Origin of the sequence: Emergencia timonensis (assembly GCF_900086585.1) — a bacterium.
Lineage (GTDB): Bacteria > Bacillota > Clostridia > Peptostreptococcales > Anaerovoracaceae > Senimuribacter > Senimuribacter timonensis.
In genome coordinates, this window is record NZ_FLKM01000009.1 from 1,519,850 (window position 1) to 1,534,861 (window position 15,012).

Genomic DNA, 15,012 nt, shown 5'->3' on the forward strand with positions numbered 1-15,012 from the left:
CTCCTTATTTCCTTTCAGTTTACATGAGAATAAATAAGAGGTATTGTAAAAAATCGACAGATTAGAAATATTTATATTGAGCATTTTCCTTCACTGTTATTTTTTCTGCTTGAAACTTGCCCGCAGTCGTGCCGGAAAAACGGCGAAACTCTTTTAAAAAATGAGACTGGTCTGTAAAATGATTGTCATAAGTGATGTCTGCAAAGCTATGTTCTTTTTGATGGGATAATTGATTGCTGCTCTTTTGAAATCTCATGATACGAATCAGTGTTTTGGGTGTAAATCCCGTATAAGCTTTCGTATATCTTTCAAAGGTTTTAATGTTGATGGATTTTTCCCTGCAAAAGGACTGTACCGTTAGAGTCTCATCAGCGTACAGGAACGCAGATAATTGATTCGCATTTTTTTCAAAGGCGGCATTTACTGTCAATTGCTCGATCAAAGTTTGTTCAATGGCGGTAATTACAGTTTCTATATCCCTTTCACTGACTGCCGAATGCAGCTTATCATATAGGCCCGGGCATAGTTCCTGCAGGTTGACGATGGAATCCTGCAGCCCCGCCAACGATTCGTGAACGAAGGGAAATAGACCAAAGGGACGAAAAGCGATGCCGAAAATATTGACCTTGCCTTGCTGATGTATAAAGCTGGGATTACTGCGCAGGCCATTGATATGGAAAGGCGGGGCAGTGATGAAACCGCCCTTTCTCTCGTAAATCAGGTCACTCCCAAGATTTAATAGGAGATCAATATTCTCTGTGGGCAGAAGTTTATAGTGAAAGTCTGCGTTTTCGGCCCTGAGGTGCCACATGAATTTGATCCATGGGGAAAGAGCTGGATTTTTTATATTATAGCGGGTGATGGGAATCATATCTTTACCCCGCAGCCGTGTCTTGCCGTGTCGTCAAAGGACTTGTCGTAAAGTATGTACTCGTAGAAACCATAGCCTCCGGACAAGTTATAGCAGCAGTAGCCAAGTTCGGATAAAATTCTGCAGGCAACGTAACTTCGAAGTCCGCTGTAACAATTAACGTATACTGGCTTATTTTTTTCAATTTGATGAAGATTTTCCCGCAGAGAATCCAGTGGAATATTGATGCTGCCCGCCAAGGCACCTTCCCTGTATTCGCTTTCTGTCCGCACGTCTAAAAGCGTAACGCTGCCATCTTGCTGCAGCTCTTTGATCTCTTCCCAGTGATATTGTTTCACTCTGCCTTCCAGGATATTTTCAATGACGAAACCAACCATATTGACTGGATCTTTGGCTGAGGAGAATGGAGGTGCATAAGCCAACTCCAATTCGGCCAGATCATAGCCGGTCATACTGCCTCGTATTGCTGTAGCCAAGACATCTACTCGTTTATCTACACCGTCAAAACCGACAATCTGACTGCCCAGAATTCTACCTGTCTCAGGGTCAAAGAGCGTCTTGATGGTCATATCGCTGGCGCCCGGATAGTAGGTGGCATGGGACGGCGAGAAATTGATAACCTTATCGTATTTGATTCCTGCAGCTTGAGCGGTCTTTTCGTTGAGCCCGGTAGAAGCGCAGGTCATATCAAAGAGTTTGATGATGGATGATCCCTGACTGCCTTGATATGTACTTTGACGGCCACAGATATTATCCGCCGCAATTCGGCCTTGTTTATTTGCTGGTCCTGCAAGAGGAATCACTGCTTCCAGGCCGCTGACAAAATGGGATACTTGGATGGCATCGCCTACCGCGTAAATATCTTTATCTGAGGTCTGCAAGTGTTCATCCACCACAATGGCATCTTTAGCGCCCAACGTCAGACCGGCTTCCTTGGCAAGCTGGGTATCCGGAGATACGCCGATGGCAAGAAGAACCATATCTGTTTCCAGAGCAGTTCCGTCTTTTAAGTGGATTTTGATGCCGTTTGCCATTTCTTCGTAACTTGCGATGGGACTGTTGAGACGCAGATCCAGCCCCTGGCTACGCAGATAGGCGTGAAGCTGGCATGCCATGTCATAGTCCAGAGGCGGCATGACCTGACTGCTTCTCTGCAGCAAAGTGGTATGAATCTGTTCCTGTATGAGGTTTTCGGCCATCTCAAGGCCGATAAATCCTCCGCCTACTACGACGGCAGAAGATGGTTTTTGCCGTTCTATGTACTCACGGATGCGGAACGTATCTTCCACGGTTCGCAGGGTAAAGATCTTGTCCGAATCTATGCCCGGAAGAGCAGGTTTGATGGCATTTGCTCCTGGAGAGAGGATCAGTTTGTCATAACTTTCTGTATATGTTTTTCCTGACTGTAAATCTTTTATAAATAAAGTCCTTTCTTTTGGATTGATTGACAAGACTTCGCTGTTTACTCTGACATCAATATTAAACCTTTCCTTAAAACTTGCAGGCGTCTGCAGAGTCAATGCTTTTTTGTTTTCGATGATCCCGCCGATGTAGTAGGGCAGGCCGCAGTTGGCATAGGATACATAACCGCTCTTCTCAAAAACGATAATCTCTGCCTTTTCATTGAGTCTGCGGAGCCTGGCCGCTGCTGTTGCGCCGCCGGCCACACCTCCGATGATTAAAACTTTCATATTATACCTTTACCTTTCTAAATCTCCGCTGTAACTTGAAATACCGCCGATATTTGTAGTCTCATAACCCTGATCTTTGAGATAGGAACAGGCCCTGCTGCTCCTTGCTCCGCTGAGGCAGTAGACGAATAAAGGCTTGCTCTTATCCAGCTTGGCGCTGTGCAGGCTGTCGAGAGGGAGGTTGACAGCACCTGGTACATGACCTGTTTTATATTCCTCCTTTGTTCTTACATCAAGAAGGACGGCTCCTGCTGTTTTTCTGGCTGTTTCAATTCCTTCGCTGAATTTGCTGCCTCTATTAAAAAGATTAAATATTGACATTTTAACTCTCCTTTTGCTGTTTTGATAGTATTATCATACCCCAAAAAAACCCTTTTTACAGTGACTTTGTTACAAAGATGTCGATATCAAAATCAGGCTTAACCTTATGAGTCTGTTAAACAGTCCGCAGAGCAGCGAATTGCGTCTTCTGCAGTCAAAATTTATGCTTCGTATTGTAATTCTGCCGTATTTTATGATATACTAAAATTTCAGTTGAGAAAATAGAGGAGACTTGCATATGACAATGAAATTAATACTAGCGATTATCACTATTACAGCGGCACTTGTATTCTATACTATGGGCGTATTTTCTGAGAGACGCAGTGGAACCCTGCAAAAAAAGCATGTGATTCTTTTTTGGTGTGGTCTGCTATTTGATACAACCGGAACGTCTATTATGTCCAGCATGGCAAAAGGAGCTGGACTTCTGAGTGCCCATGGAATTACCGGTGCATTGGCCATCGTTTTGATGTTGTTCCATGCACTGTGGGCGAGTATTGTATTAGGCAAAAAGGATGAACGAAAGCAGCGCAGCTTCCATAAGTTCAGCATTGTAGTATGGCTGATCTGGCTGGTACCATACATTCTCGGCATGTTTATCGGTATGAGAGGTTAATTACAATAAGGAGAAGATTTAATGAGCAAGACATTTCACATAACAACTTTTGGCTGTCAGATGAATGAACACGATTCTGAAGTCATGGCAGGCATGCTGCTGGAAAAGGGCTTTGAACCAGTAAAAGAACGGCGGGATGCAGATGTGGCGATTATTAATACCTGCAGTGTCAGAGAAAATGCTGACAAGCGTTTCTTTGGAACCCTGGGGCAGCTGAAACGCAGGAAGAAAGAGAATCCGGATTTTGTGGTTTGTGTCTGTGGGTGTATGATGCAGCAGCAGCATGTCATCGACACCATCAAAGCCAAATATCCTTGGGTAGATATCATATTCGGAACCCACAATATTCATCAGTTTCCAGAACTAGTTGACAATGCTTTAAATGAGAAAAAGAAACAAATAGAAGTTTGGTCTGATGGCGGTGACATCGTAGAAGGCCTTCCGGCGAAACGTCTCTTTGACTGCAAGGCCCTTGTCAATATCATGTTTGGCTGCAATAATTTCTGCACCTATTGTATCGTCCCTTATACCAGAGGCAGAGAAAGGAGCAGGCAACCAGAAGAAATCATCAAAGAAGTTAAATCTCTTGTAGAAGACGGAGTAAAAGAAATCATGCTGCTAGGGCAAAATGTCAATTCTTATCGAGGCGATGAGCAAACTGATTTTGCGAGACTGCTCTACAGGCTTAATGAGATAGAAGGGCTTGAACGAATCCGCTTTATGACTTCCCATCCAAAAGATTTGTCAGACAGGCTGATTCAAGCTTTCGTGGATTGCAACAAGCTCTGTAAGAACATCCACTTGCCGGTGCAGTCTGGCAGCAGCCGTGTTTTAAAGAAAATGAACAGGAGATATACCAAGGAACAGTATTTGGAGTTGGTTGCAAAACTGAAAGCGGCCGTACCAGGCATCACCATGTCTACCGATATCATCGTAGGATTCCCCGGCGAGACCGAGGAGGATTTTGAGGAAACCCTGGATTTGGTCAGAAAGGTGAGATTCGACTCTGCCTTTACCTTCTTGTACTCCATTAGAAAAGGAACACCGGCAGAAAAATATGAAGACCAGGTACCGGAGGAAGTAAAGCACGAGAGATTTAACCGTCTTGTCGATTTGATCAACGCAATCAGCGCAGAAAAAAATGGGGAGTATGCTGGCAGAGTGGAACGCGTTCTGGTTGAAGGCGCAAGTAAAACCAACAGCAAAACTTTTTCTGGAAGAACCGACGGCTTTAAACTAGTTAACTTTGAAGGTACAAAAGATATGGTTGGAAATCTCGTCGATGTAGAAATCATAGAGGGAAAAACTTTCAGCTTGGACGGCAGAATAGTGAAATAGGAGAGATTTGATGGAGAAACTGAAGCGTACAATAGAAACTTACGTACCTGCTTGCGAGCAAGAAGAAAGAGATCGAGAAATCATGCTTCGTTTTTTAAAAAGCAATGGAGATTGTCTGACTCGTGACAACCAAATCGCTCACTTTACTGCGTCTTCTTGGATTATAAATGAGAGTAGAGATAAAGTCTTGATGGCTTACCACAATATTTATGATTCCTGGGCTTGGACTGGCGGTCACGCTGATGGAGAGGCGGATCTGCTGCAAGTGGCCATTAGAGAAGCCAAAGAGGAGACAGGGATTGAGAAGATGAAAGCGGTGAAAGATGAGCCTTGTTCTCTTGAAATCATCACCGTAGAGGGACATATCAAAAGAGGTGCATACGTAGCGTCTCATTTACATCTCAATCTGACTTATCTATTAGAGGCCGATGACAGACAGGAACTCACAATCAAAGCTGATGAAAACAGTGATGTCAGGTGGATTTACATAAGTGAACTGGACAAGTGCGTCAGCGAGCCGTGGATGATGAAATGGGTATATAAAAAGCTGATGAAACTGTGAAAGTTTCTTTCCAATCAGTTGACAGTGCTGGCAATATATAATATAATTTTACTGTTGAAATTGAATAGAAATATTGGTTGACAGAACAAGTTGTAATATGGAATCAGGTGAAAGACCTGAACAGTCCTGCTGCCGTAATGATTAAGTTTCATGCAAGGCGAGAGCCAGCCACTGAGGGAGGTCTTGGGAAGGTGCATCGGAAACGTTAGAGATCAAAGTCGGAAGACATCCCAATATTTGGCCATAAAAGTCACAGGATATGAGTTTTAGGTTAATATTGGAGAATTTATTTTGGAAGATATTAAAAACCCGAGTCCTGGAGATTCGGGTTTTTGTGTACTTAGGAAATCTGTATTTCTTAGGTATACAAATAATATGATTTAGTAGGGAAATACATGGAGAAATTCACAGTTAAAAATGGAAAAGCGCTGAGATTTGGATATACTACTGGCAGCTGTGCCACCGCAGCCGCCGCAGCGGCGGCGGAGATGCTCTTATCGGGCAGCCGCGTAGAGAGAGCGGATATTACGCTGCCCTCGGGGGAGAAGGCGGTCTTTACCATAGAGGACATCGATATGAGAGAAGATGCAGTCACTTGTTCCGTCACCAAAGATGGCGGAGATGATCCCGATGCAACCCATGGAGCGAAGATTTTTGCGAAGGTGAAGAAACGGGAAGCGGACATCTTGCTCATTGGCGGCCGGGGTGTAGGACTGGTTACGGCCAAGGGCCTGCAATGTAAGGTGGGAGAGCCGGCAATCAATCCAGTTCCAAGAAAGATGATAAGGGAAAATGCTCGCCGCATTTTACAGAGCTACAATGCGGACTGCGGACTGGAGATTACGATTTCAGTGCCGGACGGGGCTGAAATTGCCCAAAAGACTTATAATCCGCGACTAGGCATTGTAGATGGCATTTCCATCTTAGGTACGACAGGGATCGTCGATCCTATGAGCGAAAAAGCACTGGTAGACACCATCAAAGCAGTGGTTGATAAACAGTATGCCGAAGACTCTGAGAACATTCTCATTTCGCCAGGCAATTACGGCAGAGAGTTCTGTCAGGAGTATCTGCAGTTAGATATCCAGCGATCCGTGCCCGTGTCAAATTACATCGGCGAAGCCCTGGACTATATCCGCTACAAAGGCTTTAAAAGAATCCTCTTCGTAGGTCATACGGGGAAACTGATTAAAATCGCCGCTGGCGTCATGAATACCCATTCTTCTTATGCAGACTGCAGAATGGAGGTAATCGGTGTTCACAGCGCAATCTGCGGAGCTGATCCACAGACTGTAGGGCAGATTATGAACTGTGTTACGACTGATGAAGCCTTTGATTTGATAAAAGACATGTCCTATTATGAGGCGGTGAAGAATAGAATCTTAGAGAAGGTACTCTATCATCTGCGCTTTCGTCTCAAGGGGGCGGCAGAGATAGAAATCGTCATGTTTACATCAGATAGAGACCATATTATTAAAAGCCCCGGAGCAGATGATATGGCGATGCGATACCACAAAGCCCTAACCAGCTAAAGCTGGGGATTTAGCCGTAGAGTGCCGCGCTAAAGTGCTGCACTCCTGACAGGGGACCTGCCAACGATTTTGCTTTACAAAATCGGGCCAGGTCTGCCTAGCCAAAACAAGTTTTGGGGCAGAACCATAATACGACAAAATCCAGCCAATAGTGTTTCGCACAAGTGCTCACACTCTTGGGGATTTACAGCATAAGGTCTGCCTAGCCAAATCAGAGATTTGGGGCAGAACCATTAAGGAGAAACAATGAGAGGTAAATTTTTTGCAGTAGGTGTTGGACCTGGTGATCCGGAACTGATTACACTAAAGGCCATCAACACCATGAAGAACAGCGATGTTATTGCGGTGCCAAGAAGCGGTGCCTCAGAGAATATCGCTCTGAAAATTGCTGGTGCATACATAGAGGGAAAAACTCTTTTGGAATGCGACATGCCAATGATTAAAGATAAGGAACAGTTAGACCGGTATCACGACCAGTCCGCAATGGAAATAGGCGCGCTGCTTTCTAAAGGCAAAACCGTTTCATTCCTGACTTTAGGAGACCCTGCCATTTACAGCACAGTCATGTATGTTCATCGAAGATTGACAGAACAAGGGTTTGATACAGCCATTATCCCGGGCATCCCCTCCTTCTGCGGAGCGGCAGCCAGTCTCAACACTTCTCTCTGCGAACGCGATGAGATGCTGCACATCATACCTGCCACTTATAAAGGACATCAGGCGGAAGAACTAGAGGGAACCAGAGTTTTGATGAAATCAGGCAAAAAGATTATGGCGCTGAGAGATGATCTCATCCGCCAGAATGCTATGATGGTAGAGTGCGCTACTATGGAGAATGAAAAAGTGTACAAGAATCTGATCGATCTGAAAGAGCAATCCAGCTACTTTTCATTAATTGTCATTCATTCAGAGGACAGACAAAAGGAGAAATAAACAATGATATACTTTATCGGAGCCGGTCCTGGGGCCGCAGACTTAATCACGGTGAGAGGCGCAGAACTTCTCAAAAAAGCTGACGTCATCATCTACGCAGGGTCTCTTGTAAACCCGGCCCTTTTGGACTACGCGAAAGAGAGCTGTAAGATCTATAACAGTGCCAAAATGACTTTAGAGGAAGTCACCAGCGTGATGAAAGAAAATAAAGAAAAAGAAGTCGTCAGACTTCATACAGGAGATCCTTGTATTTATGGCGCCATCAGAGAACAGATGGACATCCTCGACAGAGAAGAGATGAAATATGTTTCCGTTCCGGGCGTCAGTTCTTTCATCGGCGCGGCTGCTGCGCTGAATGCAGAATATACTTTGCCAAATGTGAGTCAGACCGTAATCCTGACCAGAATGGCAGGCAGGACCCCTGTGCCGGAAAAAGAGGAAATCTCTAAATTGGCATCTCACGGTGCAACTATGGTGGTATTCCTCACATCTACCATGCTAGCGGAGCTTTCTGAGAGGCTGATAGAAGGCGGATATGCGCCGGATTCTCCGGCTGCTATCGTATACAAGGCTACCTGGCCGGACGAAAAGGTTGTGAGAACGACGGTCAAAGAAATCGCAAAGGCGGCCGAAGAAAATGGCATTAACAAAATGGCGCTGATTATGGTAGGCGGATTCCTGGGCAGCGAATATGAGCGGTCAAAGCTCTATGACCCATCCTTTACTCATTTATTCAGAGAGGCGAGCAAATAATGAGAGAGATAGGAATTCTTGCTTTTACAGATCGGGGAAGACACCTGGCAGCAAAGGTTTCTGACCGCCTCAGTTGCGAATGCAATGTAGACCTTTTTGATAACAAAGGCAGCGCCAAAGACTATTTAAGGGAACACTTCGATCAGAAAGACACCTTTATATTTATCTGCGCTGCAGGCATTGCAGTCAGGATGATTGCGCCGTTAATTAAATCAAAAGATGTCGATCCGGCAGTCATCGTCATGGACGAATTTGGACAATTTGTGATTCCCATTTTATCTGGGCATCTGGGAGGGGCCAATGAGGCGGGGGAGAGAATATCTTCTCTGTTAGATGCCACATTGGTGCTGACTACAGCGACCGATATCAACGAGAAATTTGCTGTAGATGTATGGAGCAAATATGCAGGCTGCAAAATTGTCGACATAAGCTGTATCAAAACCATTTCAGCGGCGATTTTGAGAGGTGAAAAGGTGGGATTTGAAAGCGGTTTTCCTTTTGAAGGAAAAGTACCGAAAGAACTGACTTTAGATGCTGCAGAAATTGGAATCTGTGTCAGCCTTTCTGATCAATTAAAGCCCTTTCCACAGACCTTCAATATGGTACCCAGAATCGTAACCATGGGAATAGGCTGCCGCAAAAATACCAGTATCGAACAATTTGAGAAGTTTGTATTGGGTGTTTTAGAGGAAAACAAGGTGTCCATTCATGCCATAGAGAAGATTGCATCCATTGATATTAAGAAATACGAAAAATGCATTTTGGCTTTCAGCGACAAATACCAAATTCCATTCGTCACCTACAATGCCGAGGAACTGTCCACGGCAACGGGCGATTTTGAGGTTTCGGAGTTTGTAAAAAGCGTTACCGGCGTGGATAACATCTGTGAGCGCAGCGCCTGTCTTGGAAGCGGAAACGGCAGAAGAATATTATCAAAGACCAGTGGCAGCGGCGTGACCTGCGCCCTGGCTATGAAGGATTGGAAGTGTAAGTTTTGAATATCGTAATGTCATACATCGATTATAATATGGCAGGGCTATCTGAACGAGAGATCTTCTCCTGTACAAAGACACAGACGACGGAAATCTATGGCAGACTGAAGGAAAAACCGGAGATACTTGGCTGTGTACTGATTGCAACCTGCAACAGGACAGAACTATATCTTTCATTGAAAGAGGGAACGAAAGTAAATCCCTTCAAACAACTCTGCGAGGCCATAGATATCAATTATACCGATTATGCTTTTATGAACAAAACTCTGGTGGGAAAAGACGCTATGATTCATCTGTGTAAAGTCGCCGCCGGGGCTGAATCTCAGATTTGGGGAGACGGACAGATTGTCACTCAGGTCGATGCCGCTATCAAAGGCGCACAGAAAGCAAAGTCTTCAGACGCAGTTCTCAACGTATTGTTCCGCATTGGCGTCACTGCCGGCAAAAAGATTAAAACATTGGTGGACTTTAAGGTCAATGACAACTCTACTGCATCTAGGGCAGTATCCGTCATAAAAGACCATCCGAATATCAAACATGTTCTGGTCATCGGAAATGGTATGATTGGCAGATTGGTGGCAGGCCTTTTGGTCAGAAACGGAATGCAGACAACGATGACTTTGCGTCAATACAGACATGGTGAAAACATCGTACCGAAAGGTGCTGACACAGTGAACTATGGAGATCGTTATGCGGTAATAGAGAAGAGCGATGCGGTTATCAGCGCCACATTAAGCCCCCATTACACAGTCAGTTATGAGCAGGTAAAAGAGTTGTCCCGGGTACCGGGCGTTTTTATCGATTTGGCTGTTCCAAGGGATATCGACCCTGAGGTTGAAAAAATAGATCGCGTTACATATTATGATATCGATCATATCAGCCAGGGTGAGCGAGACGCTCGTCAAGAAAAGCAAATGAAAGAAATAGAACGAATCATTGAGAAATATATTACGGATTTTTACAAATGGTACGACTATAGAGAAAAACTGAAATTGAAAGAGGAAGCATAAATGAAAATATATGTAGTGGGCATCGGCCCCGGAAGCAGTGAATACATGACGCCCCAGGCCAGAGCTGCAATTGAAGATAGCGACGTGGTGGTAGGTTATACTCTCTACGTCGATCTGGTCAGCGATCTGACTAGTGGCAAAGAAGTCAAATCCACAGCTATGAAGCAGGAAGTAGACAGATGCAGGATGGCGCTGGATTCTGCCCTGGAGGGAAAGAATGTGGCCTTCGTATGCAGCGGGGACGCCGGCGTATACGGCATGGCTGGTATCATGGCTGAAGTTGCAAAAGAACATCCTGAAGTGGAGATTGTGACAATTCCAGGCATTACAGCGGCCTGCAGCGGAGCGGCAGTTCTGGGCGCACCTCTGATTCACGATTTTGCCGTCATCTCCCTCTCTGACTTGCTGACTCCGTGGGAAAAGATTGAAAAGAGACTGCGCATGGCGGCTGAAGCTGACTTTGTCGTCTGTCTCTATAATCCGAAGAGCAAAAAACGTCACGACTATATCGACAAGGCGGCTGATATCATGCACTGTGCAAAAGCCTGGGATACTCCTTGCGGTTATGTGAAGAACATCGGCCGTGAAGGGGAGAAGGCAATCGTCTGTACTATGGCAGATTTGAAGGACAACGATGATATCGACATGTTCACCACGGTCTTTATCGGAAACAGTGCGACGAAGGTGATAAATGGAAAGCTGGTAACGCCTCGTGGATACAAAAATATCTAAAAAAACGGCTTGTGCCACACCTCGTTTTGATAGTATAGATCATTGCCCTGACTGCAATTTCCAATGCAATCAAAAAATCTTAGTCTTTGCTGGTACCTTTGAAGGGCATGAACTGGCGAAGTATTTTGATCAGAGGGGCTGGAACCGGTGCGCTGATTTCTGTGTGGCTACAGAGTACGGGACAGAAACTTTTTCGGATATCAAGGGTCTTTCAATTATAGAGGGGCGTCTAAACGAGGCAGCCATGGAGGAGCTTCTAAAGTCCGGCCTGTACGGTCTGGTCGTCGATGCGACCCATCCTTACGCCAAGGCGGTGACAGAGAATCTTCAGAAAGCCTGCCAGATTTCTCATGTCGAATATGTCAGACTTCTGCGAGGGGAAGTTTTTTTTGACTATGAGGGCGTGAATACAGTGGAATCTGCAGAAGAAGCTGTAGCATATCTTTTGGAGATGGAAGGGAAGATTCTGCTGACCACCGGTTCCAAAGAACTGTCAAAGTACCGCAGGCTTTCAGATCGGATTGTCGCCAGAGTTCTGCCCAGCCAGGATTCGCTGCGGTTGTGCTTTGATGCCGGCATCCCGGCAAAGAACATCATCTGCATGCAGGGTCCTTTTACGAAGGAAATGAATTTTGCAACCATGGAGCAGTACGGCTGTAAGTGGCTGGTGACCAAAAATACAGGAAAACCGGGAGGTTTTGACGACAAGGTCAGACTCTGTGAGGAAGGATATAGAATCATTGTCATCGGCCGGCCGCAGGCGGAGACGGGGCTGTCATTAGAAGAGGTGAAGGAAAGAGTGGAGGCTTTTTATGGAGAATAGAGTTTTTCCGGTATTCGTACCGTCAGACGGAAAAAAAGTCATCGTTTTCGGCGGCGGTAAAATCGCCAGCCGCAGGGTCAGGTCACTGATGGAGTTCGACTTTGACGTGACAGTAGTGTCCAGCTCAATCACCGAAGAAATCAGAGATTTTGCCGATGCTGGCAGTTTGACCTATATCGAGGGCAGATATCGTCCATCTTATATCGACGACCAATTCATGGTCATCGCCTGTACCGACGACAGGGAAGTGAACCGGAGCATCGGTTTTATCGCAAAGGAACACGGGTGCTTGGTCAGTGTCTGTGACAGTAAAGAGGAGTGTAATTTCTTTTTTCCTGCTATCGCAGTCAATGACGAGGTGACGGCGGGAATCGTCGGCAGCGGAAGAACTCATCATATTACGAAGAGAGCCGCTGCAGAAGTTAGAAAGATTATTGAAGGAAAGGCGTACTGATGAAAGTAGTAGTAGGAAGCCGTGAAAGTAAGCTGGCTGTCATTCAGTCAGAGATGGTGATCAGAGCCATCAAAGAATACGACGAGAATATCGACGTGGAACTGGTCACCATGAAGACCACGGGAGACATCATTTTAGATAAGACGCTGGATAAAATCGGCGGCAAGGGACTCTTCGTCAAGGAATTGGATAAGGCTTTGATGGATAAAAGGGCAGACTTGACGGTTCACAGTCTCAAAGATATGCCCATGGAGGTTCCTGATGACTTACCCCTTCTCGCTTTTTCAAAGAGGGAAGACCCAAGGGATGCTTTCATTTTGCCAGCAGGAGCCTCTGAAATCGATTTCAGCAAGCCGATCGGCTGCTCTAGTCTCAGGAGAAAACTGCAGCTTGAAAAACTTTTTCCGCAGGCCAGCTTTAAACCCATTCGCGGTAACGTACAGACGCGTCTTAAAAAACTAGACAGCGGCGAATATGGCGCTATCGTTTTGGCATATGCGGGAATCAAGAGATTGGGTCTTGAAGAAAGAGTCAGCAGGCTGTTTTCAATCGAAGAAATTCTTCCGGCAGCCTGCCAGGGGATTTTGGTGGTCCAGGGCAGAGCGGGATATGAAGTGCCGTATCTTGCTGGCTTTGCAGACGAAGAAACAAAACTGATCGCGCTGGCAGAGAGAAGCTATGTGAGAACCTTAGACGGCGGGTGCAGTTCGCCGGTTGCGGCCTACGCATGCATAGACGGCGAGGAAATCACAATTCAAGGTTTTTACGTTGACGAAGAAGAAAACCAGTACATAGATTCCATCAAAGGTAGTAAATACGAGGGCGAGGCTTTGGGTAAAGAGCTGGCGCTGCGGATGAAAGGGTAAAGAATATGGCAACAGGTAAAGTATATTTAGTGGGGGCAGGTCCGGGAGATCAGGAGCTGCTGACCGTAAAAGCCGTCAGATTAATACAGGAAGCGGAGGTGATCGTCTTTGATAGACTGGTTTCTGGCAGCATCATGAATCTGATTCCGGAAGGAACTGCGCTGATCGATGTGGGCAAAAACGTAGGAAATCACCCGGTTCCTCAGCATGAAATCAACGAGATTCTCCTCAGAGAAGCTTCCGCCGGGAAAATGGTGGTTCGTCTCAAAGGCGGAGATCCCTTTGTCTTTGGCAGAGGCGGGGAGGAGTTAGAGCTGCTCTCAGAAAATGACGTGCCTTTCGAAGTGGTGCCAGGTATTACTTCCAGCATTTCGGTTCCTGCCTATGCAGGTATTCCTGTCACGCATAGAGACTTTTGTTCTTCCTTACATATCATTACAGGTCATGCCAAGGCCGGTGCAGAGTTGTCCATCGATTTCGACGCTTTAGTCAGGCTCGGCGGCACCTTGATTTTCATGATGAGCGTGTCTACTGTGGGAAAAATTGCAGCGGGCTTGATGGCTGCGGGCATGGCGGAAACGATGCCTTGCGCAGTGATTGAAAACGGGACTTATCCGAAGCAGAGGAAATTTATTTCTGATTTGGCGCGCATAGAGGAAACCGTTAGAGAAAATCAGGTAAAATCCCCTTCTGTCATCGCTGTGGGAAAAGTCTGCACTCTTTCAGAACAATTCGACTGGTTTGGTCACAAGCCCCTGAAAGGTAGACGAATCATCGTCACCCAACCCAGAAGCAAAGCCTCCAAGCTGGAAAGCAAACTGCGCAGTCTAGGTGTAGAGACCATGCTCTATCCTTGCATTAAAACAGACTTTATCAGGCCGCTGGAGCCGCCCATTGCAGAATATGACACGCTGGTGTTCACCAGCACAGAAGGAGTGCGTTCCTTCTTTACCTGGCTCCTTAACAGCGGTAAAGATAGCCGGGACATTGCCGGCAAACGTCTCGCCTGTATTGGCAGCGCCACAGCAGAGGCGCTTAGAGAATTCGGCTTAACGGCGGATTTTGTGCCTTCTGTCTATGACGGCGAACACCTTGGAAAGGAAATGGTTTCAGAGAAGTTTGTAACTGATGAGAATCGCGTGATTCTGCTCAGGGCGAAGATTGGAACCCAGGACTTGACAGAGGCCCTGGACGCTGGCGGCATCCGCTATTTGGATTACCCAGTCTATGAGACTTCCTATGTAGAACACGAAGAAATATACGATTTAGAAAGCTGGGATTACGTGACCTTTACTAGCAAATCCTGTGTCGATGGGTTCGTCAATACACAGAAACGAAAAGATTTTGCAGGCATCCGCGCTCTGTGCATCGGGAAACAGACAGCGGCAGAAGCTGCTAAGTTCGGATTTGATACAGTAATTTCAGATACTGCTACAATTGACAGTATGATTGAGAAAGTTAACGACAAAGTCCAAGCCAGCTAAAGCCGGGGACTTTAAGCATAAGGTCTCCCCGACA

16 protein-coding genes and 1 riboswitch are annotated in these 15,012 nt (G+C 45.9%); of the genes, 13 read left to right on the forward strand and 3 right to left on the reverse strand.

All coding sequences use genetic code 11. The features are described from left to right. Positions 1-61: 61 nt before the first annotated feature. Genes BN6539_RS18055 through BN6539_RS18065 form a run of 3 tightly spaced genes read right to left on the reverse strand, consistent with a single transcriptional unit; the run spans position 62 to position 2,883 of the window. A complete protein-coding gene (locus tag BN6539_RS18055; protein ID WP_067541573.1) occupies positions 62-871 on the reverse strand; it encodes a helix-turn-helix domain-containing protein in 810 nt (269 codons plus the stop codon). After that, complete coding sequence (locus tag BN6539_RS18060) at positions 868-2,562, reverse strand: FAD-dependent oxidoreductase (protein WP_067541574.1); 1,695 nt, start codon at positions 2,560-2,562, stop codon at positions 868-870. The genes BN6539_RS18055 and BN6539_RS18060 overlap by 4 nt, the downstream gene beginning before the upstream one ends. A 9-nt stretch (positions 2,563-2,571) precedes the next feature. Then, positions 2,572-2,883 (reverse strand): rhodanese-like domain-containing protein, encoded by a 312-nt coding sequence (locus BN6539_RS18065; protein WP_067541576.1) that lies wholly within the window; start codon positions 2,881-2,883, stop codon positions 2,572-2,574. Between the two features lie 238 nt (positions 2,884-3,121). Between BN6539_RS18065 and BN6539_RS18070 the strand changes: the two genes are divergently transcribed. From BN6539_RS18070 to cobA, 13 genes are all read left to right on the forward strand, one after another. Further along, a complete protein-coding gene (locus BN6539_RS18070; protein WP_067541578.1) occupies positions 3,122-3,499 on the forward strand; it encodes an HsmA family protein in 378 nt (125 codons plus the stop codon). 21 nt (positions 3,500-3,520) lie between these two features. Then, positions 3,521-4,837 carry a tRNA (N6-isopentenyl adenosine(37)-C2)-methylthiotransferase MiaB gene (miaB, locus tag BN6539_RS18075; protein ID WP_067541582.1) on the forward strand — a complete coding sequence of 439 codons (1,317 nt, stop codon included), beginning with the start codon at positions 3,521-3,523 and terminating at the stop codon, positions 4,835-4,837. Between the two features lie 10 nt (positions 4,838-4,847). After that, positions 4,848-5,399: an NUDIX hydrolase gene (locus BN6539_RS18080; protein ID WP_067541584.1), complete on the forward strand. Its 552-nt coding sequence runs from the start codon at positions 4,848-4,850 to the stop codon at positions 5,397-5,399. Positions 5,400-5,456: 57 nt separating this feature from the next. Then, positions 5,457-5,648, forward strand: a riboswitch (cobalamin riboswitch). Between the two features lie 146 nt (positions 5,649-5,794). Continuing rightward, the gene (gene cbiD, locus BN6539_RS18085; protein WP_067541586.1) at positions 5,795-6,931 is read left to right on the forward strand and encodes a cobalt-precorrin-5B (C(1))-methyltransferase CbiD; all 1,137 of its coding nucleotides are present in this window, start codon (positions 5,795-5,797) and stop codon (positions 6,929-6,931) included. 246 nt (positions 6,932-7,177) lie between these two features. Next, positions 7,178-7,864 carry a precorrin-2 C(20)-methyltransferase gene (cobI, locus tag BN6539_RS18090; protein ID WP_067541588.1) on the forward strand — a complete coding sequence of 229 codons (687 nt, stop codon included), beginning with the start codon at positions 7,178-7,180 and terminating at the stop codon, positions 7,862-7,864. 3 nt (positions 7,865-7,867) lie between these two features. After that, positions 7,868-8,617, forward strand: coding sequence for a precorrin-4 C(11)-methyltransferase (gene cobM / locus BN6539_RS18095; RefSeq protein WP_067541590.1), 750 nt, complete (start codon positions 7,868-7,870; stop codon positions 8,615-8,617). Further along, the gene (locus BN6539_RS18100) at positions 8,617-9,615 is read left to right on the forward strand and encodes a cobalt-precorrin 5A hydrolase (RefSeq protein ID WP_067541591.1); all 999 of its coding nucleotides are present in this window, start codon (positions 8,617-8,619) and stop codon (positions 9,613-9,615) included. The genes cobM and BN6539_RS18100 overlap by 1 nt, the downstream gene beginning before the upstream one ends. A gap of 8 nt (positions 9,616-9,623) precedes the next feature. Beyond that, on the forward strand, positions 9,624-10,619 hold the full coding sequence (locus BN6539_RS18105; protein WP_207645111.1) for a glutamyl-tRNA reductase: 996 nt from the start codon (positions 9,624-9,626) through the stop codon (positions 10,617-10,619). Next, entirely contained in the window at positions 10,620-11,351 is a 732-nt protein-coding gene (cobJ, locus tag BN6539_RS18110; protein ID WP_067541595.1) for a precorrin-3B C(17)-methyltransferase, read from the forward strand. It begins immediately after the preceding gene. Continuing rightward, entirely contained in the window at positions 11,332-12,174 is an 843-nt protein-coding gene (gene cobK / locus BN6539_RS18115; RefSeq protein WP_082907605.1) for a precorrin-6A reductase, read from the forward strand. The genes cobJ and cobK overlap by 20 nt, the downstream gene beginning before the upstream one ends. Further along, positions 12,164-12,628, forward strand: a complete 465-nt coding sequence (locus BN6539_RS18120; RefSeq protein WP_067541597.1) for a precorrin-2 dehydrogenase/sirohydrochlorin ferrochelatase family protein — start codon at positions 12,164-12,166, stop codon at positions 12,626-12,628. Before cobK ends, BN6539_RS18120 begins: the two co-directional genes overlap by 11 nt. Next, the gene (gene hemC / locus BN6539_RS18125; protein ID WP_067541599.1) at positions 12,628-13,494 is read left to right on the forward strand and encodes a hydroxymethylbilane synthase; all 867 of its coding nucleotides are present in this window, start codon (positions 12,628-12,630) and stop codon (positions 13,492-13,494) included. Before BN6539_RS18120 ends, hemC begins: the two co-directional genes overlap by 1 nt. Before the next feature lie 5 nt (positions 13,495-13,499). Beyond that, positions 13,500-14,978: a uroporphyrinogen-III C-methyltransferase gene (cobA, locus tag BN6539_RS18130; protein ID WP_067541601.1), complete on the forward strand. Its 1,479-nt coding sequence runs from the start codon at positions 13,500-13,502 to the stop codon at positions 14,976-14,978. Positions 14,979-15,012 lie beyond the last annotated feature (34 nt).